Below are 23,056 nucleotides of genomic sequence, written 5' to 3'. Positions count from 1 at the left end.
AGCAGTTGGAGGCTACCAACGCCCGGCGCCTGACCGCTGCTTTGCGCGCAGCTATCCTTACCCACCGTGAAAACATTGGTTATCCTCGCTGGTCTGGTGGCCGGCGGTTTATTCAGCACTGGCTGCCAGCAAAATTCGGCGGCTGAGGGCACTGCTGCCAGTTTCCTGATCCGGCCCGTGAGCTATAAACCCGCGGCGGTGGAGCCCGTGCTGAGCGTCGCCGACGAACACGCGCGCATTGCCGCCCACTTGCAGTACACCGAGGACGTGCTGCGGCACAAGGGCACCCGTGGCATGCCCAGTCACCTGCGCCGCCGCCGCTACCGCACGCTCAAGTTGCTCCACGCGTACTGGACCACCGGCCTGTTTCCCATCGATACGGAGCACCCCGCCCGGCGCCGGCCCTGCCTGATGGACCGCGACGGCCGGGTGTGTGCCATCGGCTATCTGATCGAGCAAACCGCTGGTCACGAGCTGGTAGAGCAGCTCAGCCAGCGGCACCGCAACGACCGGATTGAAACCATCAAAACGCCCGAGCTGCTGCACTGGGTGCAGATGTCCGGGCTGACGATGGAGGAGTGCGTGATGATTCAGGGCCTGGATCGGTAGTGCGCTAGCCCTCTTGGGCCGCCTGCTTCTCTGGTGGACCGGTCCAAAGGGTACGCTGCCCTACCGCTGCGGCGACGTGTCGGCGCCCGGCGCATTGCGCGCCCGAATCAGCTCAGCAGCCACACTAACGGCAATTTCCGGCGGCGTACGGCTATGAATCGGAATGCCAATCGGGGCGTGCAAGTGGGCCAGCTGCTCGGCGGTGTAGCCCTCGGCGTAAAGGTCCTGGCGCAGCTGGGCAATTTTGGCTTCGCTGCCCATCAGGCCGAGGTAGGCGAAGCGCTTGGCGAGCAGCTGACGCAGCGCCACCGCGTCGGTGCGGTAGCCAACCGTCATGATGACCACGTACTGATGCGGGCCTTCGGCTATTTCCTGGGCTAGGTTTTGGTACTCCACCGTGCGCTTTTCGTGGGCGTAGGGGTTGAGCTGTAGGGTATTCAGCCCGGCACGGTCGTCGAGCACCACGAGGCGGAAGTCCAGCGTAGCCGCCAGCTGCGACAGGGCCAGGCCCACGTGGCCGCCGCCCACAATGACGAGTTGGTCGCGGAAGCCCAAGGCCTCGGTGTAGCGCCACGGATAGGGGTCTTGAGCGGGCTGAAAACCAGCCGGCAGCGGCGGGACGCCATTTCCCACTTGCAGCTCGCCGCTGCCGGTGAGTTGCAGCCAGGCGCGTTCGTCGTGCTGCAGGGCGTGAGCTATCTGGCGCAGCGCGGGCAGGTACGTGGGCTGTAGCGGCAGCAGCACCACCGTCTGCTGACCCGAGCAAATCATGCCCGAGCGGTCATGCGGGGCCTCGCTGCGGTGAATCTGCTCCCGGATGAGCACCTCGGGCTGCTGCTCGGCCATGCGGCTGCGGGCCAGCTCCACAAACTTGTGCTCCATGATGCCCCCGCCGATGGAACCTACCATGCTGCCCGGCGCCACGCTCATCTTGAAGCCTTGCCGACCCGGGCTGGAGCCGCTGCTGCTCACCACCAGCAATAGCGTGGCCGGAATGCCGGCGCGCAGGCACGCAACGGCGTGCTGCCACACCAGCAAGTCGCGTGGAACGGGCGGAAAAGCAGTAAGTAGATCCAAGGGGGTGGTGAATCGTCCTGCAAGAAAGCAGTTTGCGCGCAGAAATAGGATGAAGAGGGGAGTGAATTGCTGATTAGTAATGCAGTAGCTCCGCCTCCTGGCATTTTGTTGCCTGTGCATCCAGGTATGATGATCAGCTGCTACCGTGAGAGCCTATCCGACAAATGACACAGAGTGAAAACAGGTCGTCATGTCGAGCTGGTCGAGACATCTCGCGTGTTTACTCAGATAGCAATCAACTCATTCAACGAACAGCAGAGCCCTGAGCGAGATGTCTCGACCAGCTCGACATGACGCTTGCACTTGTCGAATAGGCTCTAAGAGAAGCCCGCTAGTAGCTGCTATCGGCGGGCTTCTCTTGCGAAATCCGGTAGACTAGGAGGCGGGCACGGCAGCCGAGCCAGCCGACGTCACCGGCTGAGTCGTTGGCAGCGGGCCGTGTAGGTTCAGCAGCACCTTTTCCGGTGTGATGGGCGCCGAAAAAGCCGGACGGGCTTCGGGGCGGAAGGCGCGCACCGCGTTACGGATGGCGAAGTAAGCGCCCAGGCCGTACATCAGCGGCGGTTCGCCCACAGCTTTGGCGCGCAGAATGGCGTTGGGGTGGCCCGGCGTTTCCAAGAATTCCACGTCGAGCACGGCCGGCACGCTGTACAGGTCGGGCACCTTATAGGTGCTCAGGGCATTGCTTAGCAGGCGGCCCTCCTGGTTGTAAATCAGCTCCTCCATGGTCATCCAGCCCAAGCCCTGCACCAGCCCGCCCTCGATCTGCCCGCGGTCAATGCCCGGGGTGAAGCTCTGGCCGAAGTCGTGCACCAAGCGCACCGCGTCGAGGTCGTAGGTGCCGCGCACGGTGTCGACAGTGGCCTGCACCACGGCGGTGCCGTACACGTGGTAGGCGAAGGGGTTGCCCTTTTCTTGGGTCTGATCAAACCACAGGTCCGGTGTGGCGTAGTGGGCGTTTTCCGTCAGGCTCACCCGCTTCCAGTACGCCGAGGATACCAGCTTTTCCCAGTCGGTGTCGGCCGGGCGGCCGGCGTCGAGCACCTGCTCGTCGCGGATTTCCAGGCCCTCGTACTGCAGCTTCAGCTCGTCGGCGGCGTGGCGCATGAGGCGGGCGCGCAGGGCCTGGCAGGCCATTTCCACAGCTTTGCCGTTGAGGTCGGCCGTGGCCGAGGCTGCCGAGGGCGAGGTGTTGGCTACGCGGGTGGTGTTGGTCGTTTCGAGGCGCACGCGGCCGGGGCTGATGCCCAGCGTGCGGGCGGCTACCTGTACCATTTTGGTATTGACCCCCTGGCCCATTTCCACCGCCCCGGTGCTCACGCCCACCGTGCCATCGGTGTAGATGTGTACCAGCGCCCGGGCCTGGTTCATGGCCGTTTTGGTAAAGGAAATGCCGAAGCAAATGGGCATTACTGCCAGGCCGCGCTTCCGGGTGTAGTGCGTCTGGTTGAAGCGGTCCACCTCGGCCTGCCACTGCTCCAATTGGAATTTCTCGGCGGCCGTTTGCCAGCTCTGCGTGGCGTTGCAGTCCTGCACGCGCTGGCCATAGGGAAACACCTGCCCGTCCTGCAGCAGGTTGCGCCGCTGAATATCATAGGCCGGCACGCCCAGCTGCTCGGCCGCCTTGGCAATGGCCGACTCGATGACGAACATGCCCTGCGGACCGCCAAAACCGCGAAAAGCGGTATTCGGAGGTAGGTTGGTGCGGCAACTGTAGGCCGTGGCCCGCACGTTTGGGATGAAGTAAGTATTGCAGGCGTGAAACAGCGTGCGCTCCAGCACTGCCGGCGAGAGGTCGGCCGCGGCGCCGGCATTCTGGTAGAAGGTCACCTCGTAGGCCAGCAGCTTCAGGTCGGCCGAGAGGCCTAGCTTGAAGTCGGAGGTGTAGGGGTGGCGCTTGCCCGTCATGCGCAGATCGTCGTGGCGGGGCAGCACCAGCTTCACCGGCTTGCGTAGCACGTAAGCGCCCAGCGCGGCCAGGGCGCCCCAGGTCGTGGCCTGGTCTTCCTTGCCGCCGAAGCCGCCGCCGAGGCGCACCACGTCCACTTCCACCTTGTGCATGCCCGTGCCCAGCACCCGCGCGGTGTGGCGCTGCACGGCCGTCGGGCCCTGAGTGGAGGAGTGCACGCGCACCCCGCCGCCATCCGTAGGATAGGCGTAGGCGCCCTGCGTTTCAATGTAGAGGTGCTCCTGCCCGCCGTTTTCGGCCGTGCCCTCGATGATGTGGGCGCACTCGGCCCAGGCCGTAGCTGGGTCGCCGAGGCGGAAGGTACGCGGCGGCACAATCAGCTCGCCCTGGGCCGCCGCCACACGCGGATCGGTGATGATGGGCAGCGGGCTGATGTCGGCTTCGATGAGCTTGACGGCGGCGCGGGCTTGGGGCTCGGTTTCGGCCAGCACCAGCGCTACAGGCTGGCCCTGAAAGTGCACGTGCCCTTCGGCCAGCAGCGGCTCGTCGGGCACGATGCCGCCAATCTGGTTTTCGCCCGGGATGTCGGCGGCAGTGAGGATGCGCACCACGCCCGGCGCGCGGCGGGCCCGCTCCAGGTGCAGGCCCTGGAGCACGCCGTGGGCCAGCGGGGAGCCGTACACGGCGGCGTGCAAGGTGCCGCGCTGCACCGGAATATCGTCGAGGTATTGGGATTCGCCGCGCACGTGGCCGGCAGCGTCGAGGTTGTGCATGAGAAGGGGAGGGAGGCTGGCACCGATTACCACCCAGTGGGTGTGACCGGTGCCAGAAATAAAGCAGGTTGGCAACCTGCGAGTAACGTCCAGGGCCCAAACACATATCCGGGCGCCTTACGCAGGCTAAAAGCCTGCTGTATAGTGTATAGTAGGCGCTGGTTTGGCAGCGTAAGCGGCTAAACCAGCGCCAGCAGCCGAATAGACTACACCAGCTCCTGCAGCGTGAGCTGCTGCGGGAAATGCTCCAGGAAGTGCGCGTACAGCAGCTGCCGAAGCAGCAGGCGCTTGTACTCGGCCGTGCCGCGGGCGTCGCCGATGGGGCTGATTTCCTGTTGCGCCACTTCGTTCAGGGCGCGTAGCGTATCGGGCGTCAGCTCGCGGCCGGTCAGGAAGGCAGAGGCTTGCCGCAGGTACAGCGGGGTAGGGCCCACACCGCCCGCCGAGAGGTGCGCCTCTTCGATGCGGCCATCCTGCACGCGCAGCCGCGCCGCCGAGTTCACGCTGGCAATATCGAGGTGGGTGCGCTTGCTGACTTTCTCGAAGTTGAAGACCTCACCCGCAGCCGGCGGTCGGAAGCTGATTTCGGCCACCTGCTCGTCGGGCTGGCGGTTGAGCTGCTTGTAGCCGCGGTACAGCTCACGCAGGGGCAGTTGGCGCGTGCGGCCGGTGGCGTCCTGCAGGGTCAGCTCGGCATCGAGGGCAAGGAAGAAAATGGTCAGGTCGCCAATGGGGGAGGCGTTGACAAAGTTGCCAGCTACGGTGGCCATGTTGCGGATAGGCGTGCTCGACACCAGCTTCAGGTGCTGGCGCAGCCGCGGAAATCGGGCTTGCAGCAAGGCCGAGCTGCGCAGGTCCTCGGCCGTGGTGGCGCTGCCCAGGCTGATGCGCCCGTCGGGCAGCTCGCGGATAAAGCTGCGTTCGGTGTGGCCATAAAGCAGTTGCACTTCGGCCGCCAGCACGTCGTCGGCGCGCTGCACCAGCAGATCGGTGCCGCCGCCGAGCAGGTAAGTGGCCAATGGAGCCGCGCCCTCGGGACCGGGCAGCTGGCCGCCGGTGCGGGCCGCCACGTCGGCTACGGTTTCGGCGCGCAGCTCGGCTAAGCGAGCCGGCATGTCGGTGAAGTACGCCGGGATGAAGCCCTGGTGCACCAGCCACTGCAGGCGCTCGGGGGCCGCGTCGCGTTCCACCAGCTGGGCCGTGAGACGGTCAGTAGCCCGCTCCAGCGACTTGTAGCCCGTGCAGCGGCAGATGTTGCCGTCGATGCTGGCGCGGGCGGCTTCGGCGGTGGCGGCGCCGGCGAGGCAGTGCCCGGTCAGCGACATCACAAAGCCCGGCGTGCAGAAGCCGCACTGGGTGCCGCCCTCGGCCACGATGGCCTGCTGCACCGGCGTAAGGTCGGTCGGGCGGCTAATGCCTTCCACCGTGACGATGTGCCGGCCGTGGGCGTTGCCCAGCGGCGTCAGGCAGGAGGTCATGGATTGGTAACGCACCACGGGCTGCCCGTCCGGGCCCTCGGGGCGCAACTCACCCACCAGCACGGTGCAGGCGCCGCAGTCGCCCTCGCGGCAGCCGATTTTGGTGCCCGTCAGGTGCTGGTGGTAGCGGATGTAATCGAGCAAGGTGCTGCCGGCCCGCAGGGTGGGCCGCACGAGCTGGTCGTTGAGGTAAAACTGAATCATAAGTAGACGCGCCGGCAAGGCCGGATTAGCAAGATAGCAAATCCGGACGCGTGGCGGCGGCCCCGTGGTTTAAACTTTGAGAATCAGAAGCTACGCTTTTTGCGTAATTGGAAATCTGCGTAACTTCTAGACCCAAAACCTACACTCTGGCCCCGCACCTATGAAAACCACCGCTACTACGGCATCCGCGTTGCTCGCTTTGCTGCTCAGCAGTTGCTTTACGGCCCGCGAGGGGCGCATCGAATCGGATTACAGCTACGCCGGTAACTTTCGGCACTACCGCACCTTTGCCTTCCTGCAGGGCATCGATCAGCTGAAGTCCGATAGTATCCAGGCCCTCGATGCCACGGTGAAAGAGGCCATCCAGACGCACCTGCGGGCCCAGGGCTACCGCCTGAACGACCGGCGGCCCGACCTGCTGATTTCGTACCGGGTGTTTGACGGGGCCATGCGCTTTACCGGCTACAACCAGCCCGACCTCATGAACTGGATGCGCCAGGACGTGGTGGAAAGCGACGAGACGCCCAAGGACGAGCGGCAGGGCTACGACCGGGTGCGCTACCTGCTCAACGACGGCACGCTGCTCATCACCCTCATCGACCACAAAAACGGCCGCGCCGTGTGGCAGGGCTACGCCTCGAACGTAACGGCCTCGCACGGTCCGCAGGCCTACGCAGTGATGCGCCGGGCCGTGCGCTCCATCTTCGACCGCTACCGGGTGCTGTCCGAAGATTACCAGCACGATGCGCCCATGCGCTAAAGTGGGCTTGGCGAGGTAGTAGGTAAGCCTCGCCATACGCGTATAACCACCGAGCCCGTCGTTCCCCCAGCAGGAACGACGGGCTCGTTTTGTGTCGGCAGCGGTGCTAGCGGCCTTTACCGGCCGGAATGCGGAACTGCAGGCCCAGCGACGGGATGATGGTCAGGCCCTTGAGTTTGGTTTGCTGCCCGTTGAGCAGCGGGTAGGTACCGAAATTCTGGTAGTAGATGGCCAGGGCGGGCAGCAGGTAGGCGTAGCGGTAGCCCACTTTGGCGTTGACGAAAGCCCCGAGCGCCCCAAAGTTGCGGTGCGCCAGCACCGAGGGCACCCGTTCGCGGATGTTGCCGCCGCCGGGCACGCGGTTGAAGATTTTGCCCGGCTCGATGCCGTATTTGACGAAGGTGTGGCTGTAGGCCAGGCCGTAGGAGATGTTGCCGATTTCTTCTTCCGGGCCGAACGAGCGGCTGAAGATGACCGGTACGAGCAAATCCACCCGGCTGGAGGTAAAGCCCAGCAGGTCCGTGGCCGTGTCGAGGAAGGGCAGGCTCGGCAGCTTGGCGCGCTGCGTGGAGAACTGCAGCCCGGCGCTGCCGTAGGTGGCGCCGGCCGGGCCGCCGGGCCGCTCGGGCGTACCTACCGGGCCCATAAACTGGTACATGGCGTCGAAGCTGTGGGCCCCGAAGGAGTACTTGTAGCCCACGTCGAGCCGGTCGACGACGCCGTAGCGCACGTACAGGTCGGTGGTAGTGGCGGTGGGGTCGAGCAGGTAGGCAATGGCGGCGGCCTGCACCTTGTCGAGGGCCGGCTGATAATCCACGCTGTCCTGGGTGATGGCCTGGTTGGCCAGCGACTTCACGGCGCCGGTGATTTTGCCGGTCGAGGAAGTGCCCACGTTGAAGCCCAGGTTGCCACCGACTTTGAACTGGCCCTTGGGTGTGACCTTGCCCGATAAAATAACCGAGCGCGGAGCCGTGCAGGCCGCAGCGCCCAGCATCAGAAAGGGGAGGAGCCGACCGGGGGAAAAACGAAGCATAGAAAAAGCGTTGCCGAAGTGAGAAGGGGGAAGCGGCCGGGCAATATCCAAAAAACGGGCCGGTCTGCGACTAATATTGGCGGGCGGGCGGGTTTTGGGCAACTTTGACGCCACTATGCTCCTCGTACTCCTCGTGTGGCTGCTGGCGGCCGTGGTTTCCACCGTGTTTGGCGCGGCCGCGTTTCGGCTGGCGGCCCGGCTGGGCGTGGCGGGCGCCGAGCGGCTGCCGGCGCCGGAATGGCTGAGCCTGGTGGGGCTGGCCCTGCTCACGGCGGGGTTGGAAGTCTGGTCACTGGCAGCCCCCATCGACGCCTGGGCGCAAGGCGTGGCAGGTGGGCTTACGGTAGTACTAATGGGGCTAAACCGGCGGCCCCTCGTCAGCTGGTGGCAAGCCCAACTGCCCGCCCGGTGGGCCGCCCCGGAGTGGGCCGGGGCCTTACTCCTGGCCTTGCTGGTAGCCTGGCTGCTGACGTTTGCCGCGCAGGTGCCCATCAACTACGACGTGGGCCTCTATCAATTGCAGACACTGCAGTGGACGGAGCACTTTGCGGCAGTGCCCGGTCTGGGCAATCTGCACGGACGCCTCGCTTTCAATTCCAGCCTGTACCTGCCGCTGGCACTATTCAAGGTCAGCTTGCCCGCCGGCGGGGTGTATGCGCTTAGCTCCTACGCGTACCCGCTGCTGAGCCTGGCTGCCGTGCGGCCCGTGGTGGCCAGCCTGCGCGGCACCGCCCCCGATGCCCGCCTGGTGTGGGTGCCGGTACTGGTGCTGCTGCTACTGGTGTACACGTTTCAGGTGTGGTTGTCGTCGGTGACCTCCGACTGCACCACGGCCGCCCTGCTGGCGCTGTTGTTTCTCTACTATGCGCAGCACCCGCCCGGCCAGGCCACCGAAGCCAACCGGCTCGTGCTGGTGCTGCTGGCCGCGCTGGCCGTGACGTTTAAGCTCTCGGCCCTGCCGGTGCTGCTGCTGCCGGCCTACGCCGTGTGGGCCGGGCGCGGGCTGCAAGGTTGGCAGCGTACCTGGCTGCTGCCGCTAGGCCTGGGCCTGACGCTGGGGCTGCCCTGGCTGGCGCGCAACGTGGTGCTGTCGGGCTACCTGGTGTACCCGCTGCCGGCCCTGGACCTGTTTGCCGTCGACTGGAAGCTGCCCGCCCCCTACGCCCGCATGGAGCATAACATGATTGTGAACCTGGCCCGCAACTCGGCGCAGAGCCCGTACGCGCCGCCGCACCAGACGCTCTGGGAATGGTGGCCCAACTGGTGGCAGCCCATGCGCGGCTTCCCCGGCGCGGTGTTTATTGCCGGGCTGGCCTCGCCGCTGGTAGCGCTGTGGCGCTGGCGCCGGCCACGCACTACGTCCGAGGCCGGCTGGGCCGGCGGCTGGCTGGTGGCTTGGCTGGGCAGCGTGTTCTGGTTTGTGGCCGCGCCCGATTTCCGCTTCGGCGCGGGCTTTTTGGTGGTAGCGGCGGTGTGGCCCTGGGTCGGGCCGCGGTGGCCGGGGCTGGGCGCCAGCCGGTGGCTACGCTACGTGCCAGCAGGGCTGTTGGTGCTCTGGGTACTACACAATCTGCGCGACCCGCTCTACCAGCTGCGCCACCAGCCGGCCCGCTTTGCGCGGCGCACGGTATGGCCCGAGTTGCCGCCCGTGCCTGCGACGGTACCGGTGCCCGTCGCGCCGGGGCTGTGGGTGCGAGTGCCGCGCGAGGGTTTTCAGTGCTGGGATGCGCCCTTGCCCTGCGCCCACTGCGCCGAAGCCGGCCTGCGTCTGCGCGGCTGCACCCTGGCCGAGGGTTTTCGCCGCACGGAGTAAGCGCGGCCTGCTGTCAATTCCTCGTTATTTGCCGCTGATACCCGAATTCCCGAAGCAGATGAATATCCTTTACGGCGTCCCCGGCGAAGGGCTCGGCCACGCCACCCGCAGCAAAGTCATTATCGGTTACCTGCTGGCCCAGGGCCACGATGTGCAGGTGGTGAGCAGCAGCCGGGCCTACAAGCTGCTGGCCGACAACTTTCCCGGCCGGGTGCGCGAAATCAAGGGCTTCCACCTGGCCTACAAGGAGCTGACCGTGTCGAAAAGCCGCACGGCCGCCCTTACGCTGCGCGCCGCGCCGGACAACCTGCAGCTGAATTTTCGCCGCTACCGCGACCTGCTGGCCACCTGCTGCCGCTTCGATCTGGTCATTTCCGACTTCGAGTCGTTCAGCTACTTCTTCGCCAAAGCCCAGCGCCTGCCCGTCGTCAGCATCGACAACATGCAGATTATCAGTCGCACTCAGCTCGATGTGGCTATCCCGCGCGAGGAGCGCGGCAACTTCGAGTTGGCGCGCAGCATTGTGCGCGCCAAGCTGCCCCGCTCGCAGCACTACCTCATCACCACGTTTTTCCGACCGCCCCTAGCCAAGCCTGATACCACGCTGGTGCCGCCCATCGTTCGGCCCGAAATCATTGCCCAGACGCCCACGCGCGGCCAGCACGTGCTGGTGTACCAGTCGAGCACCAACCAGCGCGACCTGGTAGCCCTGCTCCAGCAGCTGCCGCAACAGGAGTTTCGCGTCTACGGCTTCAACCGCGACGAAGAGCACGGCAACGTTTTGCTGCGGCCCTTCTCCGAAGCCGGCTTCATTGCCGATCTGGCCTCGGCGCGCGCCGTAGTCACCAACGGCGGCTTTTCGCTGATTTCCGAAGCCATATACCTGCGCAAGCCCGTGTGCGCCATTCCCATTCCAGCGCAGTTCGAGCAGTGGCTGAACGCGGCCGAAGTGGAGAAGCTGGGCTACGGCCGCAACTTCAGCGCCCTCACGCCCGATAACCTGAAAGCGTTTCTGTACGACTTGGCGCCGTTTGAGCAGGCCCTGAGCAAGTACCAGCAGGAAGGGAATGAGGAGCTGTTCCAGGCGCTGGACGCGGAGCTGGTGCGGGCTATGTCGGACCAGTAGAGTGAGCCGACGGATGGGACTCAATTACACTTACGTGCTCGTCATCGAACCAAGCGCTAAGGCGCAGTTGCTGGACAGGATCAGCCGCAGCGGTCGGTACACTCACATGGCAGTCAGGGCCCATCGAAGCGTACATTACGCTGGATTTTCCGTTGGACGACGCCCTACTAGCTTACTTGTTAGAAGACGCAAAACGCAACGCCGAAACCATCCACTGGCCTCTGTTAAGCCACGAAAGCCAATACCAGCATTATTTCCCCACTGATACGACCGGGCGGGTAGACAGCATCGATCTGGAAACCCAGTTGGATAGTGTTTCGGGTCAGCTGTACGTGAGCTTCACGGCGGTTACGAGCAGGATGAGCCGCTTGTTCCAGCAGTCAGCCAGCGTCGCGAAGTGGTTCAAGGACTTGGGTGAGCAGCTACGGGCAACGGCTGTCTTTCTGCACCTCGAGGCCGAGGGCTACCGGTTTCTGACCTTGCAGGGGAAACCAATGGAGGCGACGCTGGATCAAGATCTGGATAAGCAGCACCCAACGACGCCTGCCGCAACACTGGTGCTGGAAATGTGCCGGGGCTACGAGCGGCTATATTTGGTGTAGCGCCTCATCCGGCGCCGTTTGCCTAATTTCCGGCTTGATGACGCCTCGCTCCGCCTTCCCCCTCGCTGCCCTCGGCCTGCTGCTCGCGGCCTGCTCTACCAGCCGCACGCCGCAGGCCGCCGCCCCGCTCAACCAGTTTGCGGCCGATACCACGCTGCGCCGCATTGCCACGGCCCAGGACCAGCGCCAAAGCCAGGCACTGCGGCCCTTTCTGCACCACCCCAAGGCCCGTTACCGGCAAGCCGCTGCCATGGCCTTTGCTTCCGTGCAGGACCGCGCCGTACTGCCGGACCTGCTCAGCACACTTTCCGACGCAAATGTGGACGTGCGCGTAGCCACGGCTTTTGCCCTGGGCCAGACGGCCGACAGCCTCGCCGCTGCTCCGCTAGCCAGTCAGATCGGGACGGAAACGGATGCCCGGGCTCGTCGCTACGAGTTGGAAGCCCTTGGCAAGTGCGTGGCCAAAGGCACCTTGCCCTTGCTGCTGCGCGTGCCTTCCTCGGCTACCCCCACCGATACGTTGCTGGCCGTCGGGCAGGCCTGGGGACTGTACCGGGCCGGTCTGCGGGGCCTGACTTCCGAAGCCGCCGTGCGCCGAACGGTAGGTTTGTTGAGCCGCACCCAGCCGTACGGCGCCCGCCTGGCCGCTGCGCAAACTCTGGCCCGTACCCCGCGCCTGGACCTGACCGACTACGAAGCCCCCGTAGCCGCCGCGGCCACCAACGACCCCAGCTACGCGGTGCGGGCCGCCGCCACGGCCGCCTTGGGCAAGGTAAAAGCCCCGACGCTGGCTCCCACGCTGGCGGGCATACTGCGCCGCGACCCGGATTACCGGGTGCGCGTGGCGGCGCTGCGCGCCATGAATGCCAGCATGTACCTGCCGGTGAAAGAAGCGGCCTGGGCTGCGCTGGAGGACCCGCAAGGGCAGGTAGCGCTGACGGCCGCCGAGTTTTTTCTGACCCACGCCACCGGCGAAACCGGCCAGCTGTTCCTCGATAAAGCCAGCCGTATGACGGCGTGGCGGCCGCGCGCGGTGGTACTGGCCGCGGCGCTGCACCACGCCGCTCCCACCGAGAAGCCAGCCATTCGGGAGGCCATTCAGCGGCGCTACGTAGCGGCCACCGATGCCTACGAAAAGGCCTTTCTGCTCAAAGCGCTGGGCGAAGACCCGGCAGCGTTTGCCTTCGTGGAGCAGGCCACGTTTGCGCCCAACCAGCCGCCGGTGGTCAGCACCTACGGCATCGAGGCCTTGGTGGCCCTGCGCAGCCGCGTGGATTTTCCGGAGGCTCAGCAGCCGCTGTTTGTGCAGACGCTGGAAAAAGCCATCGGCAGCAACGACGTGGCGCTGATCGGCACCGCAGCCGGGGCCCTGAAGGAGCCGAAGCTGCAGATGCGCCGCGACTTCCGCAACCTCGCGCTGCTGCGCTCGGCCCAGCAGCGCATCAGCCTCCCGCGCGACGTGGAAGCCTGGATTGCTCTGCAGCAGGCCTTGGATTACCTCGAAAACAAAACCACGCCCACCCCGGCTCCTAGCGCCGCCGCGCAGCACCCCATCGACTGGGCCTTGGTGCAGACGATTCCGGCCGGGCAGCGTGCTACCGTCACCACCTCCAAGGGCGTTGTTGAGCTGCGCCTGCTGGTGGAAGAAGCGCCCGGCTCGGTGGCCAGCTTCGTGCAGCTGACCAAAGACGGCTTCTACAACGGCAAAAACTTCCACCGCGTGGTGCCCAACTTCGTGGCCCAGGGTGGCTGTCCCCGCGGCGACGGGTGGGGCGGCACCGACTACACCCTACGTTCCGAATTCTTTGACCGCGGCTACGGCGAAGGCGCCGTGGGGCTAGCCTCGGCCGGCAAGGACACCGAAAGCTGCCAGTGGTTTATCACCCACAGCCCCACGCCCCACCTCGACGGCCGCTACACCATCTTTGCCGTCGTGGAGCGAGGCATGGACGTGGTGCACCGCCTCGACATCGGTGACCGGATAACCAGCGTGGCGCTGACCCCCGCCGGACAGTCAAGCCACTAAGCACATCGGCCCGCCAGACTGCGCAGTCTGGCGGGCCGATGCCGTTAAGAACAAGGAAGGCGTGGGTTTACTGTACTTGCAACTGCTGCGCCCAGGAGCTTAGGCCAGGGCCGCTCACCCGCACCACGTACAAGCCCGGCTTCACGTGGCCGGCCAGTTCCAGTTGCAGGCGTTGGTTGTTGGCTACGACCTTGGTGCTCCAAACGGCACGCCCCACGCCGTCATACACCTGCACCGTCAGGGGGCCGGCGGTGGGGGAGGGCAGGCGCACGGTCAGCTCGTTGGCAGTGGGGTTGGGGTACAAGGATATCTGGCCCTTGCTGGCCGGCAGCCGTACGGCTACTACTGAAGAGTAAGACGAACTACCGTCGGTATCGAACTGGTGCAGGCGGTAGTACACCACATCCGTCAGCCCCGATACGTCGAGGAAGCTGTACTGATGCTCGTTGGTGCTGGTGCCGTGGCCCGCCACGAAGCCCACCTGCTCCCAGGCGCGGCCGTTCAGGGCCCGCTCCACGGCAAAGCCGCGGTTGTCTTTCTCCTGGGCGGTGGTCCAGTACAGGCGGGCTTTGCCCTCGCCTACGGCTTCGCCCCGGAAGGCCACCAGCTGCACGGGCAGCGGGGTATTGGTGGCGCCGAAGCTGAAGGCCCCGAAACCGCCCACGGCATTGGCCGAGGCCACCGAGCCGCTGGCCAGCGAGCCGGTGGTGCCGCCGTTGCCCTCGCTTTGCCACTGCGTGCCGTCGAAGCGGGCCACGCGCAGGTCGGTGAGCGAGGTGATGCCGCTGCGGGCGCCATCCTGCCAGAACAGCTGCACGCTTACGTCGCCGCTGCCGGCGTCGCGGGTCAGGTTCCAGTATTCCACCTGGCTGATGCTGTTCAGCGTGGGCGCCGTGGTAGCGCTGGGGTAAGCCTGATCGATGTACTCGGCCGTGAACGTGCTGCTGGCGCTGGCGGCCGAAATGCCCAGGCGGGCCCATACGCCGTTGCGGCCGAGCGGAAACACAAAGGCCGACGACCCGATTTTGCTCATCGGCCCGCTGACGTAGCTGCCCGCGTTGCCCGTGCTGCTGCTGGCGCCATCGGCCAGCGTGAGGCGGTTGGCCGCCGAGCTGCTGATGAAGCCGCGGGCAAACGTGAGGCTGCCGCTGACGGTGAGCGGGGCAGCCAGCGTCAGCGTTTTGCCGCCGCCGTCCAGGGTCAGGTCGCGCACGATAAGCGAGGCGCTGGACTGGGTCAGCGTCGTGTTTTTGGTGACCGTTACGGCTTCGTTATACGTGCCGCCCTCTGCCGAAATGGTGCCGCCGTCGAGCAAGGCCGTCATGGCTTCCTGCAGGTTGCCGGCCGGCGCCGCGTCGGGCACGTTGGCCGCCACATTCAGGTAGCTCAGGTCGGGCTGAAAGCCGGCAGTGGCGCCGTCCACGTCGGTGGCGTTGTTCAAGTAAGGGCTGAACTGCAGGCGGCCGGCCGGGGCCCAGGACGACACCTCCGCGAAGCTGCCGCTGAGAGTGCGCACGCGGCCGCCCGTGCCGTCGGCGCCGCGGATGTCGGCCGAGGCGTTGCTGCCCAGCCAGTTCAGGCCCGCGTTGACGATGTTGCTCAGGTTGATGCCGCGCAGGCCGGCCACGTCGCAGGTATCAATCAGGTTTTCCTGTACCATCACCCCGGCCGAGGTCAGCTGCCGGTTGCGCGGAATGTCGAAGTAGGGCGTAAACTGCTCGGCCGAGGCAGCCGGGCGGTCCTGCACCTGCACCCCGTACTGGCAGCGCGTAATCTGGTTGTGGCGCACCTGGTGGTTGCTGCCCTCCAGCACGATGCCGAAGCCGTTGCGAAAGAGCAGGGCAAAAGCCGTGGAGCGGTAGCCCCGGATGACATTGCCTTCTACCCAGGCGCCGCCGGTGCTCAGGTCGTCGTTGAAGCTCGGGCGCCCGTCCACCACCCGGTCGCGGTCAATAACGGCAATAGCCGCGTTGTCGGCCACGAGGTTAGTGGAAATGCTCAGGTTGCGCGTGATGCGGTTGTTGCGCACCACGAAGGAGCCCGGGCCGCTGCCCAGCCCCGTGCCGGTGCACGACTTCAGCTCCAGCCCGTTGTCGGCGTTGTCCTGAATGACGTTGTCTTCGATCAGGGCGGCGATGGATACGTAGTTGCCGCCCGCGTCGCGCTGCCCGGCGGCCTTGAGCACGGCCAGCGCCGGGCCCAGGTTGCCGTAGAAGCGGGAGCGGCGCACCACCAGGTTGGAGGTGGCCCGCTCATTCACGTCGATGCCCGCGCGCCGGTTCTGCTCGAAGGCGCAATCCTCGATGAGCAGGTTGCGCTTGTCGGCGCCCGCGTCGGTGCCGTTGAAGAACAGCCCACGGCCGTAGTTATTGTTGCTGATGCTGGGCTGGCCCTGAATGCGCGTCATGCGGATGCTCACCCGCCGAAACGTTAGGTCGCTCACGTTGCCGTCGAGCTCGATGCCCTGCCGGTAGCACTTGAAGATATCCAGGTCTTCGAACACCACGCCGGTGAGCGTGGACGTAGCGAAGCTGCCCAGAATGCCCACGTCGTAGCGGCGCAGGCTCATGCGCCCGATGCGCAGCGGCTGGGCCGCCGTGCCGGTAGCCGACAGGCGCAGGGCGGGCACGCCGTCGTACACGTTGTCGGCGGTGCGGGGGCCGTCGCGGAAGATGGTGGCGCTGCCCGGGCGGCTCAGCGAGTCGCCGGCGCCCAGCAGGTTCACCGGTTTGTTCAGGTTCACGCTTTCCTGGTAGCTGCCCGCGTCCACGTATACCGTGGCGCCGGGCGTAGCCACCTCCAAGGCGCGGCGCACCGTGGCAAAAGGTGCCGCGGCCGAGCCGTTGCCGGTAGCGTCGCTGCCGATAGTGGAAGTGTACACGTCGCCGCTGGTGCTGGCGTCGTTGACGTAAACCGAGGATTGTGCCCACACCGAGCCCGTGCTCAGCAACAGGCAGGCCAAAGCAGGTAGGAGTGTTTTCATAGCCAAAGAACAAGTAGAGCTGCGCCCCTCCAACGTAGCCGGCCCGTCGCGGGTTGATGCCCGTCCCGGCCTCAGCCGCTTCTTGTGCCCTGGCAAAGCCCCGCCGGAGTCCGTAGCGCGTTTTTAGCGGATAAAAACGCTGAAAAAATTATACGTAATAAGTTGATATCAATATACTTGTGAATATCGATAGAGGCAAAGAAAAAGCTGCCCGAGTCCAATGCCGGGCAGCTTCTTTGGTAACTAGTACGGACGCGGCTTAGGCGTCGCGGTGGTGGGCGTGGGCCGGGGGCGTGGTGGCCTCCACGGCCGTAAACGACTCCAGGATGCGGTAGCTGTGCTGCGCCCCCTTGGGCACTACCCAGGAGTTGCCGGGCTCCAGCAGCACGGTCTGGCCTTCGAGCTGCAGCTCGGCGCGGCCACTGATGACGAAGCCCACCGTTTCGTATTCGCGGCTGACGGGCTCCTTGGCGTCGCCGGGCTCCTCGTTTTCCCACAGGCGCATGGCTACCTGCGTGCCCGAAGCCAAGTATTTCTGCCCGTCCGGGCCGTGCGGCGAAAAGCGCGAATCAATTTTGGTGACCGAAGTATCCGGCATGGTGAAAGGTGTTTGGTGTGTAAGACGGAAAAGCTCTTGGCAGGCTAACGCAGCCGGCGGGGTAGCGGTTGTATCCCGCTGGCTGCTAACTTTTGGTTCGTTTCGCGGTTGACTCCCGTTGGCCTGCCCGCGCAAACGGCGCCTGCCTACTCCTTTCTCATGACCGACCTTTTCATCCGCAGCCTGGCCGAAACGCACCACGCCGCGCCCCCGCCACTGCCCGGGCCGCAGCTCTGCCGCCTCGCCGACGAGCTGCTGGCGCTGCTCTTCCCCGAGCGCACGCACCAGCGCCTCACGGCCGCGCCGGCCATAGCCGCGCAACTGCAGGCCTTGCAGCAGCAGCTCGAAGCGGTGCTCACCAGCGTGACGGGCCTGCCCGTCACGCCGGCTGAGCTGGCCGCCGACCTGTTTGCCCGCCTGCCCACTTTGCACGAGCTGCTGCTGCTGGATGCCCAGGCCATCATGGCCGCCGACCCGGCCGCGCAGGACCTGGCCGAGGTCATTTGCACGTACCCGGGCTTCTACGCCCTGGCGCTACACCGCCTGGCGCATGCCCTGTACCAGCGCCAGGTGCCGCTGCTGCCGCGCCTGCTCAGCGAATACGCTCACCAGCTCACCGGCATCGACATTCACCCCGGCGCCCGCATTGGCCGCTCCTGCAGCATCGACCACGGCACGGGCATCGTCATCGGCGAAACGGCCGTGCTCGGCGACCATGTGCGCCTGTTTCAAGGCGTTACCCTAGGGGCCTTGAGCGTGGCCAAGGAGCTGGCTCACCAGAAGCGCCACCCCACCATCGAAGACCACGTGGTCATCTACGCCGGTGCCACTATATTGGGCGGCAGCACGGTGGTGGGCCGGCATAGCATCATCGGCGGCAACGTCTGGCTTACCGAGAGCGTGCCGTCGCACTCGCGCGTCTACCACCGGGCGCAGCTCTACGTCACGCGCGTAGAAGACCCCACCGCAGACCTAACGTTTTCCATTTGAATGGTTAAATGATCGAATGGCTGGTCGTTCCGGCGTGAACAATCAATCATTTGACCATTCCTCCATTTAGCAATACTCACAACCCATGAAAGCCAATTCCATTCTTGACACCATCGGCAACACGCCGCTGCTCCGCCTGAACCGCCTGTTTCAGTCCATCCGCCCCGACGTGGAGGTGTGGATCAAGCTGGAGCGCGCCAACCCCGGCGGCAGCATCAAGGACCGCATTGCCCTGTCGATGATCGAGCAGGCCGAGCGCGACGGCCTGCTCACGGCCGATAGCCTCATCGTGGAGCCCACTTCCGGCAACACCGGCGTGGGCCTGGCCATGGTGGCCGCCGTCAAGGGCTACAAGCTCACGCTGGTCATGCCCGAGTCCATGTCCATCGAGCGGCGCCGGCTGATGGCCGCTTACGGGGCCAACCTGGAGCTGACGCCGCGGGAGAAAGGCATGAAGGGCGCCATCGAAAAAGCGCACGAAATCGTAGCCAGCACCCCCGGCGCCTGGATACCCATGCAGTTCGACAACCCGGCCAACATCCGCGTGCACGCCGAAATCACGGCCCGGGAGCTGCTGCAGGATGCCCCCGAGGGCTTCGATTACTACATTACCGGCGTGGGTACTGGCGGGCACATCACCGGCGTGGCCGAGGTGCTCAAGCCCCAGTTCCCGAACATGAAGGTCTTCGCCGTGGAGCCCGAACTTTCTCCGGTTATCAGCGGCGGGGCTCCCGGTCCGCACCCCATTCAGGGCATCGGTGCCGGCTTCATCCCCGCCAACCTGCACCAGGATGTCCTCGACGGCGTCATCCAGGTCAGCCAGGCCGAGGCGTTTGAGTATGCCCGCCGCGCCGCCCGGGAAGAGGGCATCTTCCTGGGAGTGTCGTCCGGCGCTTCGCTGGCCGCCGTGGCTAAGAAGCTGGCCGAAGTGCCCCAGGGCGGCCGCGTGCTCACCTTCTGCTACGACACCGGCGAGCGGTACCTCTCCGTCGACGGGCTGTTTGTGTAGCCCACGCTCGGCTGCTACAACACAAAGCCCCGGCGTCACACGACGCCGGGGCTTTGTGTTGTTACGGCAGGGCAGAACCGCAACCAAGGGAAAACAGAAAACCCGGCTAGAGGGCCGGGCTTCCTGGGGCAATTATAAAAAACAGGAGTGGAGAATATCGGAGTCGAACCGATGACCTCTTGCATGCCATGCAAGCGCTCTAGCCAGCTGAGCTAATCCCCCGTTTTTCATTTAACCATCCGCCGTTCGCGTTTGGTGAGGCAAAAGTACAGCGCGTTTTTGTTTCTGCAAGTATTTGCTCAAAAAAAATTGAGGAAAATTTTCAAAAAAAGTGGGCTGACAGCAGTGCCAGCCCACTTTTTAGTTGGTAAGCGCTTGGCTTAGTTGAAGATGTAGCGCAGGCCCACCTGCATTTGCCAGCGGGAGTTGATGTTGCCCGTGTCGTTGCGGAAGGTCCTGCTCAGCGGTACGCCAGGCGTCACGGAGCCGTCGCCGTTGCGAACAGGGTTGGTGAAGTAGCGGTACTCAAACACCGGCTGATTCTGGGCGTTGTAGCCGTCGAAGGTCAGCAGGTTGCTGCGGTTGGGCGTCTGAATTACGCCCCACTTGCTGTTGAGCAGGTTGCCGAGGTTGAACACGTCTAGGCTCAGCTGCAGGGTATTGCGGCTCTCGCCGATGTTGGTGAACAGGTCCTGCAGGATGCGGGCGTCGATGCGGTGCTGCCAGGGGCGCACGGCGCCGTTACGCTCGGCGTACCCGCCGCGGTGCTTATTCAGGTACTTGTCCTGGCTGATGTAAGCGTCCAGGTCGGCCCACTGCTGGGCGGCCGTGTACGTGCCGCCACCCTGGGCCGTGGTCAGCGCGATGTCACGTAGCACGATTTCGCTCTGGCTGCGCGGGATGTACATCAGGTCGTTGGTCTGCCCGTCGCCGTTCATGTCGTTGGCGTAGATGTAGGAGAAGCGGCTGGTGCCCAAGTTGATGGCCGGCGCACCTTCGTAAAACAACGACAACGTGGTGCCCAGGTGGCCTAGGTACTCACGGCGGTACGAGGCCGAAGCTACCACGCGGTGCTGCTGCAGGTACTGCGAGTAGCTCAGCACGTCGGCGTTCGGGTCGCCCGACACTACCCGGTCACGCCAGATCGACTGGGCAATGGAGCCGCCGTCGTTGACGGAGCGCGAATCGGTGAAGGTGTAGGCCGCGCTCAGGAACAGGCCGTTGCCGAAGGTCTTCTGCAGCTGGCCCGTCAGGGAGTAGGAGTAGCCCTTGTTGGTATTGCGCATCAGGATGGCATCGGTAATCACCGGGTTGGTGGCCGACACGCCGCCCTGGCCGTTGAAAATGCGGTTGTTGGCCGTCGTCACCCGCAGGTCGCCATTCGGGGCGGGCTGAAAGCCGCCGAACGTGTAGTAGATCGGGCGGTTGTCGGCGCCTACGGCGTTGCCGGCGGGCGCGGGCAGGTTCACGTTCTGGTGGTACACCGCGTTCAGGTCCTTGGTAAACAAGGCGTCGAACGTGAAGATGATGCCGGCAAACACCTCTTGGTCGATGCCCAGGCTGGAGCGCCACACCTGCGGAAACTTGAAGTTGCGGTCCGTCACGGCCAGATTGTACTGGGTGTTGGCGCCGCGGGCCTGCAGTTGGTTGCGGTAGGCGTCCACGTCGGGGGTGAAGTAGTAGCCGTTGGTGGAGGCCGTGGTGGTGTTGCTGTTGTTCAGGTCCACCGAGCCAAACTGCACGCCATTGTTGCTGGCCTGATTGGAAATCCACACGAACGGCACGCGGCTGGTGAAAATACCCGTACCGCCGCGCAGTTGGGTGCGTTTGTTGTCGAACACGTCCCAGTTGAAGCCCACGCGCGGCGAGAAGAGCACCCGGCTCTTGGGCTGCTGGTCGGTTTCGATGCGCACGCCGTCGCGGAAGGTCAGACCGGGCACGGTCTGGCCGTTCACCTGGCCGCCGGCCACGTACACGTTGCGCTCGATGTCGGAGAAGATGATGGGCAGGTCGGCGCGCAGGCCGGCCGTGATGCGCAGGTTGCTCTTGGGCGTCCACTCATCCTGGGCAAACAGGCCCAGCTGAGCCGCTTTGGTCACGGCAAAGGGGAAGGCACCGCCCGGCAGAGCCGAGTACTGCAGCTGGTAGCGCTGAGCGAAGGCCGCGGCCGGACCCGCTGTGCCCGTGGCGCGCGGCACCGGGTTGCGGTTAGCGTCGAGGGTGTAGCCGTTCGGGGCCTCCGGCGTGCGGGCCGCGGCGTAGAAGTCCTCCAGCGAGTTGAACTGGTAGGAGCCGTAGTAGTTCGGGGCAAAGCCATTGCGGAAGCGGTACAGCTCGTTATAGGTGCCCACCGTCACATTGTGCTTGCCAAGGAAAGCCGTGAAATTGTCCCCGAACTGGTACACGTCGGAGTTCAGGATGTTGAAGGCCGTGAAAGGCTCGTAGCCGAAGGTCGTCAGGGCGTTGCTGGCCGAGATGCGCGAGTTGGCCGGGCTCAGGCCCGAAGTGGCGTTGCCGATGTCGACCAGCGGAAACAGCCCGCCGCCAGGGCTTTCGCGGAAGTCGCGGAAGCGCGAGTAGCCGGCCGTCAGGTTGTTGGCGAAGCGCGAGCCGAAGGTGCTGTTCAGCTCCCCGATCCACGAGTCCAGGTTGTTGTTGATGGTGTAGTACGAGGAGAAGAACGGCAGGCCGAACTGCGACTGTGCCCGCGTGCCCGACTGCCCGCCGATGGCACCCGAGGAGCTGGGGTTGATGTCGGCGTAGGAGCGCAGGAAGTTGTACTTCAGGTTCAGGCGGTGGTTCTGCGAGATGTTCCAGTCCAGACGAGCCGTGATTTTGTCGCTGTTCTGGCGCAGCTGGTAGTTTTCGTAAGCACCCGGGTCGTAGCCATATTTGCCCACGAGGAAAGTGCGCAGGTTGTCCAGATCCGTGGCGGCGGCGCGCGAAACGGTGGAGTTGGCGGGCGGCGCGCTGCTGCTTCGGTTGGCGGTGTAGTTGCCGGTCGGCGCGTCGTTGCGGCGCTCCCGTTCCCCGTTCACGAAAAAGAACAGCTCATCCTTCACGATGGGGCCGCCGAGGCGGAAGCCCATGTTCTTCAGGTCGAAGTTGGGGTAAGGCTGCTTGACGTCGCCCACCTTGCTGCCCACCAAGTTTTCGTTGCGGTAAAAGCCGTACAGGGAGCCCTGCACCTTGTTGGTGCCCGAGCGGGTCACCAAGTTGATGCCGGCTCCGGTGAAAGAGCCCTGGCGCACATCGTAAGGCGCGATGCTGACCTGAATCTGGTCAACGGCGTCGAGCGAAATCGGCTGAGCACTGGCCTGGCCGCCCACGGTGGAAGAAAGACCGAAGGAGTTGTTGAAGATGGCCCCGTCGACGGTGATGTTGTTGAAGCCGCTGTTGCGGCCACCGAAGCTCTGGCCGTTGGCCTGCGGCGTAAGGCGGGTGAAGTCGTTTAGCGAGCGGTTCAGAGTGGGCAGGCGCTCAATCTGCTCACGCTGCACCGTGGTAGCGGCGCCGGTGCGGCCCGAGTTGATAACCGGGTCCTGCCGTCCCGAAATTTCCACGCCGGCCAGCTGGGTAGTGGTTTCGCTCAGGTTTACATCCAGGCGCTGGTTTTGGCCCAAGGTCAGGAAAACGCCCTCACGGGTGGTTTCCTGATACCCCACGAAGGTGATACGCACGGTGTAGGGCCCGCCCACGCGCATATTCTGAATGTTGTAGCGTCCGTCTGAGTTGGTTGGGGCCACGTATTGCGTGTTCGTGGGCGTGTGCACGGCAATGACCGTGGCACCGGGTAAGCCCATGCCGCCCTTGTCCGTGATGGTGCCGCTCATGGCCGCCGTGGTAGCGCCCTGGCTCCAGCCGGTGGTTACCGCAGTCAGCACCAGCAGCAACGCGGCAAACACCCGCTGCAAGTGGTAGTACAGGTAATGTTGTTTCATAGGTGTGTGAGTGAAAAGTGGGGCAAAACTAGGGCTGGCCTATCCGGCTTTGATTACCAAAATGTTAATTCCGTACTGATTTTAATTAATTTTTAATGGCTGGCAAATGGCCGAAGCAAATGATT

15 protein-coding genes and 1 tRNA gene are annotated in these 23,056 nt (G+C 64.8%); 8 read left to right on the top strand and 8 right to left on the bottom strand.

The window, feature by feature from the left end:
* The first annotated feature begins 66 nt into the window (after positions 1-66).
* On the top strand, positions 67-609 hold the full coding sequence (locus B0919_RS17895) for a hypothetical protein (protein WP_139362226.1): 543 nt from the start codon (positions 67-69) through the stop codon (positions 607-609).
* Positions 610-669: 60 nt separating this feature from the next.
* On the opposite strand, the gene B0919_RS17890 is transcribed toward B0919_RS17895, so the two are convergent.
* The 3 genes from B0919_RS17890 to B0919_RS17880 form a co-directional block, all read right to left on the bottom strand.
* Complete coding sequence (locus B0919_RS17890) at positions 670-1,686, bottom strand: XdhC family protein (protein ID WP_176133113.1); 1,017 nt, start codon at positions 1,684-1,686, stop codon at positions 670-672.
* Positions 1,687-2,061: 375 nt separating this feature from the next.
* Positions 2,062-4,368 carry a xanthine dehydrogenase molybdopterin binding subunit gene (locus tag B0919_RS17885; RefSeq protein WP_078013658.1) on the bottom strand — a complete coding sequence of 769 codons (2,307 nt, stop codon included), beginning with the start codon at positions 4,366-4,368 and terminating at the stop codon, positions 2,062-2,064.
* Positions 4,369-4,574: 206 nt separating this feature from the next.
* Positions 4,575-6,050, bottom strand: coding sequence for an FAD binding domain-containing protein (locus tag B0919_RS17880; protein ID WP_078013657.1), 1,476 nt, complete (start codon positions 6,048-6,050; stop codon positions 4,575-4,577).
* Between the two features lie 160 nt (positions 6,051-6,210).
* Here B0919_RS17880 and B0919_RS17875 point away from each other — a divergent pair, with 160 nt between their 5' ends.
* Entirely contained in the window at positions 6,211-6,810 is a 600-nt protein-coding gene (locus B0919_RS17875; RefSeq protein ID WP_078013656.1) for a DUF4136 domain-containing protein, read from the top strand.
* Between the two features lie 106 nt (positions 6,811-6,916).
* Here B0919_RS17875 and B0919_RS17870 read toward each other — a convergent pair whose 3' ends face one another.
* A complete protein-coding gene (locus tag B0919_RS17870) occupies positions 6,917-7,843 on the bottom strand; it encodes a hypothetical protein (RefSeq protein WP_139362225.1) in 927 nt (308 codons plus the stop codon).
* Positions 7,844-7,958: 115 nt separating this feature from the next.
* Between B0919_RS17870 and B0919_RS17865 the strand changes: the two genes are divergently transcribed.
* The 4 genes from B0919_RS17865 to B0919_RS17850 all read left to right on the top strand — a co-directional run bounded on the left by B0919_RS17865 (position 7,959) and on the right by B0919_RS17850 (position 13,410).
* Positions 7,959-9,656, top strand: a complete 1,698-nt coding sequence (locus B0919_RS17865) for an LIC_10190 family membrane protein (protein ID WP_139362224.1) — start codon at positions 7,959-7,961, stop codon at positions 9,654-9,656.
* Positions 9,657-9,714: 58 nt separating this feature from the next.
* Positions 9,715-10,782: an MJ1255/VC2487 family glycosyltransferase gene (locus B0919_RS17860; RefSeq protein WP_078013653.1), complete on the top strand. Its 1,068-nt coding sequence runs from the start codon at positions 9,715-9,717 to the stop codon at positions 10,780-10,782.
* Positions 10,783-10,934: 152 nt separating this feature from the next.
* Entirely contained in the window at positions 10,935-11,384 is a 450-nt protein-coding gene (locus B0919_RS17855; protein WP_078013652.1) for a hypothetical protein, read from the top strand.
* Between the two features lie 37 nt (positions 11,385-11,421).
* Entirely contained in the window at positions 11,422-13,410 is a 1,989-nt protein-coding gene (locus B0919_RS17850; RefSeq protein WP_078013651.1) for a peptidylprolyl isomerase, read from the top strand.
* Positions 13,411-13,477: 67 nt separating this feature from the next.
* On the opposite strand, the gene B0919_RS17845 is transcribed toward B0919_RS17850, so the two are convergent.
* Both B0919_RS17845 and B0919_RS17840 read right to left on the bottom strand, forming a co-directional pair.
* Positions 13,478-16,393: a T9SS type A sorting domain-containing protein gene (locus B0919_RS17845; RefSeq protein WP_078013650.1), complete on the bottom strand. Its 2,916-nt coding sequence runs from the start codon at positions 16,391-16,393 to the stop codon at positions 13,478-13,480.
* Positions 16,394-16,652: 259 nt separating this feature from the next.
* Complete coding sequence (locus tag B0919_RS17840) at positions 16,653-16,991, bottom strand: cupin domain-containing protein (protein ID WP_078013649.1); 339 nt, start codon at positions 16,989-16,991, stop codon at positions 16,653-16,655.
* A gap of 159 nt (positions 16,992-17,150) precedes the next feature.
* On the opposite strand from B0919_RS17840, the gene epsC reads away from it, so the two are divergent.
* Positions 17,151-17,981, top strand: a complete 831-nt coding sequence (gene epsC, locus B0919_RS17835; RefSeq protein WP_078013648.1) for a serine O-acetyltransferase EpsC — start codon at positions 17,151-17,153, stop codon at positions 17,979-17,981.
* Between the two features lie 85 nt (positions 17,982-18,066).
* Positions 18,067-18,990 (top strand): cysteine synthase A, encoded by a 924-nt coding sequence (gene cysK, locus B0919_RS17830; protein ID WP_078013647.1) that lies wholly within the window; start codon positions 18,067-18,069, stop codon positions 18,988-18,990.
* Positions 18,991-19,138: 148 nt separating this feature from the next.
* On the opposite strand, the gene B0919_RS17825 is transcribed toward cysK, so the two are convergent.
* Positions 19,139-19,212: transfer RNA gene (locus B0919_RS17825), tRNA-Ala, on the bottom strand.
* A gap of 158 nt (positions 19,213-19,370) precedes the next feature.
* Positions 19,371-22,931 carry a TonB-dependent receptor gene (locus B0919_RS17820; protein WP_078013646.1) on the bottom strand — a complete coding sequence of 1,187 codons (3,561 nt, stop codon included), beginning with the start codon at positions 22,929-22,931 and terminating at the stop codon, positions 19,371-19,373.
* Between the last annotated feature and the right edge of the window lie 125 nt (positions 22,932-23,056).

The organism is Hymenobacter sp. CRA2, from assembly GCF_002007105.1.
GTDB lineage: Bacteria > Bacteroidota > Bacteroidia > Cytophagales > Hymenobacteraceae > Solirubrum.
Note: the sequence above shows the minus strand (reverse complement) of the source record. Positions and strands in the feature narration are given on the sequence as shown.

Bases quoted from the DNA above. Each gene is read 5' to 3' on its own strand.
- B0919_RS17885 (WP_078013658.1), bottom strand. From the start codon at position 4,368: ATGCACAACCTCGACGCTGCCGGCCACGTGCGCGGCGAATCCCAATAC.
- B0919_RS17880 (WP_078013657.1), bottom strand. From the start codon at position 6,050: ATGATTCAGTTTTACCTCAACGACCAGCTCGTGCGGCCCACCCTGCGG.
- B0919_RS17875 (WP_078013656.1), top strand. From the start codon at position 6,211: ATGAAAACCACCGCTACTACGGCATCCGCGTTGCTCGCTTTGCTGCTC.
- B0919_RS17870 (WP_139362225.1), bottom strand. From the start codon at position 7,843: ATGCTTCGTTTTTCCCCCGGTCGGCTCCTCCCCTTTCTGATGCTGGGC.
- B0919_RS17865 (WP_139362224.1), top strand. From the start codon at position 7,959: ATGCTCCTCGTACTCCTCGTGTGGCTGCTGGCGGCCGTGGTTTCCACC.
- B0919_RS17860 (WP_078013653.1), top strand. From the start codon at position 9,715: ATGAATATCCTTTACGGCGTCCCCGGCGAAGGGCTCGGCCACGCCACC.
- B0919_RS17850 (WP_078013651.1), top strand. From the start codon at position 11,422: ATGACGCCTCGCTCCGCCTTCCCCCTCGCTGCCCTCGGCCTGCTGCTC.
- B0919_RS17845 (WP_078013650.1), bottom strand. From the start codon at position 16,393: ATGAAAACACTCCTACCTGCTTTGGCCTGCCTGTTGCTGAGCACGGGC.
- B0919_RS17840 (WP_078013649.1), bottom strand. From the start codon at position 16,991: ATGCCGGATACTTCGGTCACCAAAATTGATTCGCGCTTTTCGCCGCAC.
- epsC (WP_078013648.1), top strand. From the start codon at position 17,151: ATGACCGACCTTTTCATCCGCAGCCTGGCCGAAACGCACCACGCCGCG.
- cysK (WP_078013647.1), top strand. From the start codon at position 18,067: ATGAAAGCCAATTCCATTCTTGACACCATCGGCAACACGCCGCTGCTC.
- B0919_RS17820 (WP_078013646.1), bottom strand. From the start codon at position 22,931: ATGAAACAACATTACCTGTACTACCACTTGCAGCGGGTGTTTGCCGCG.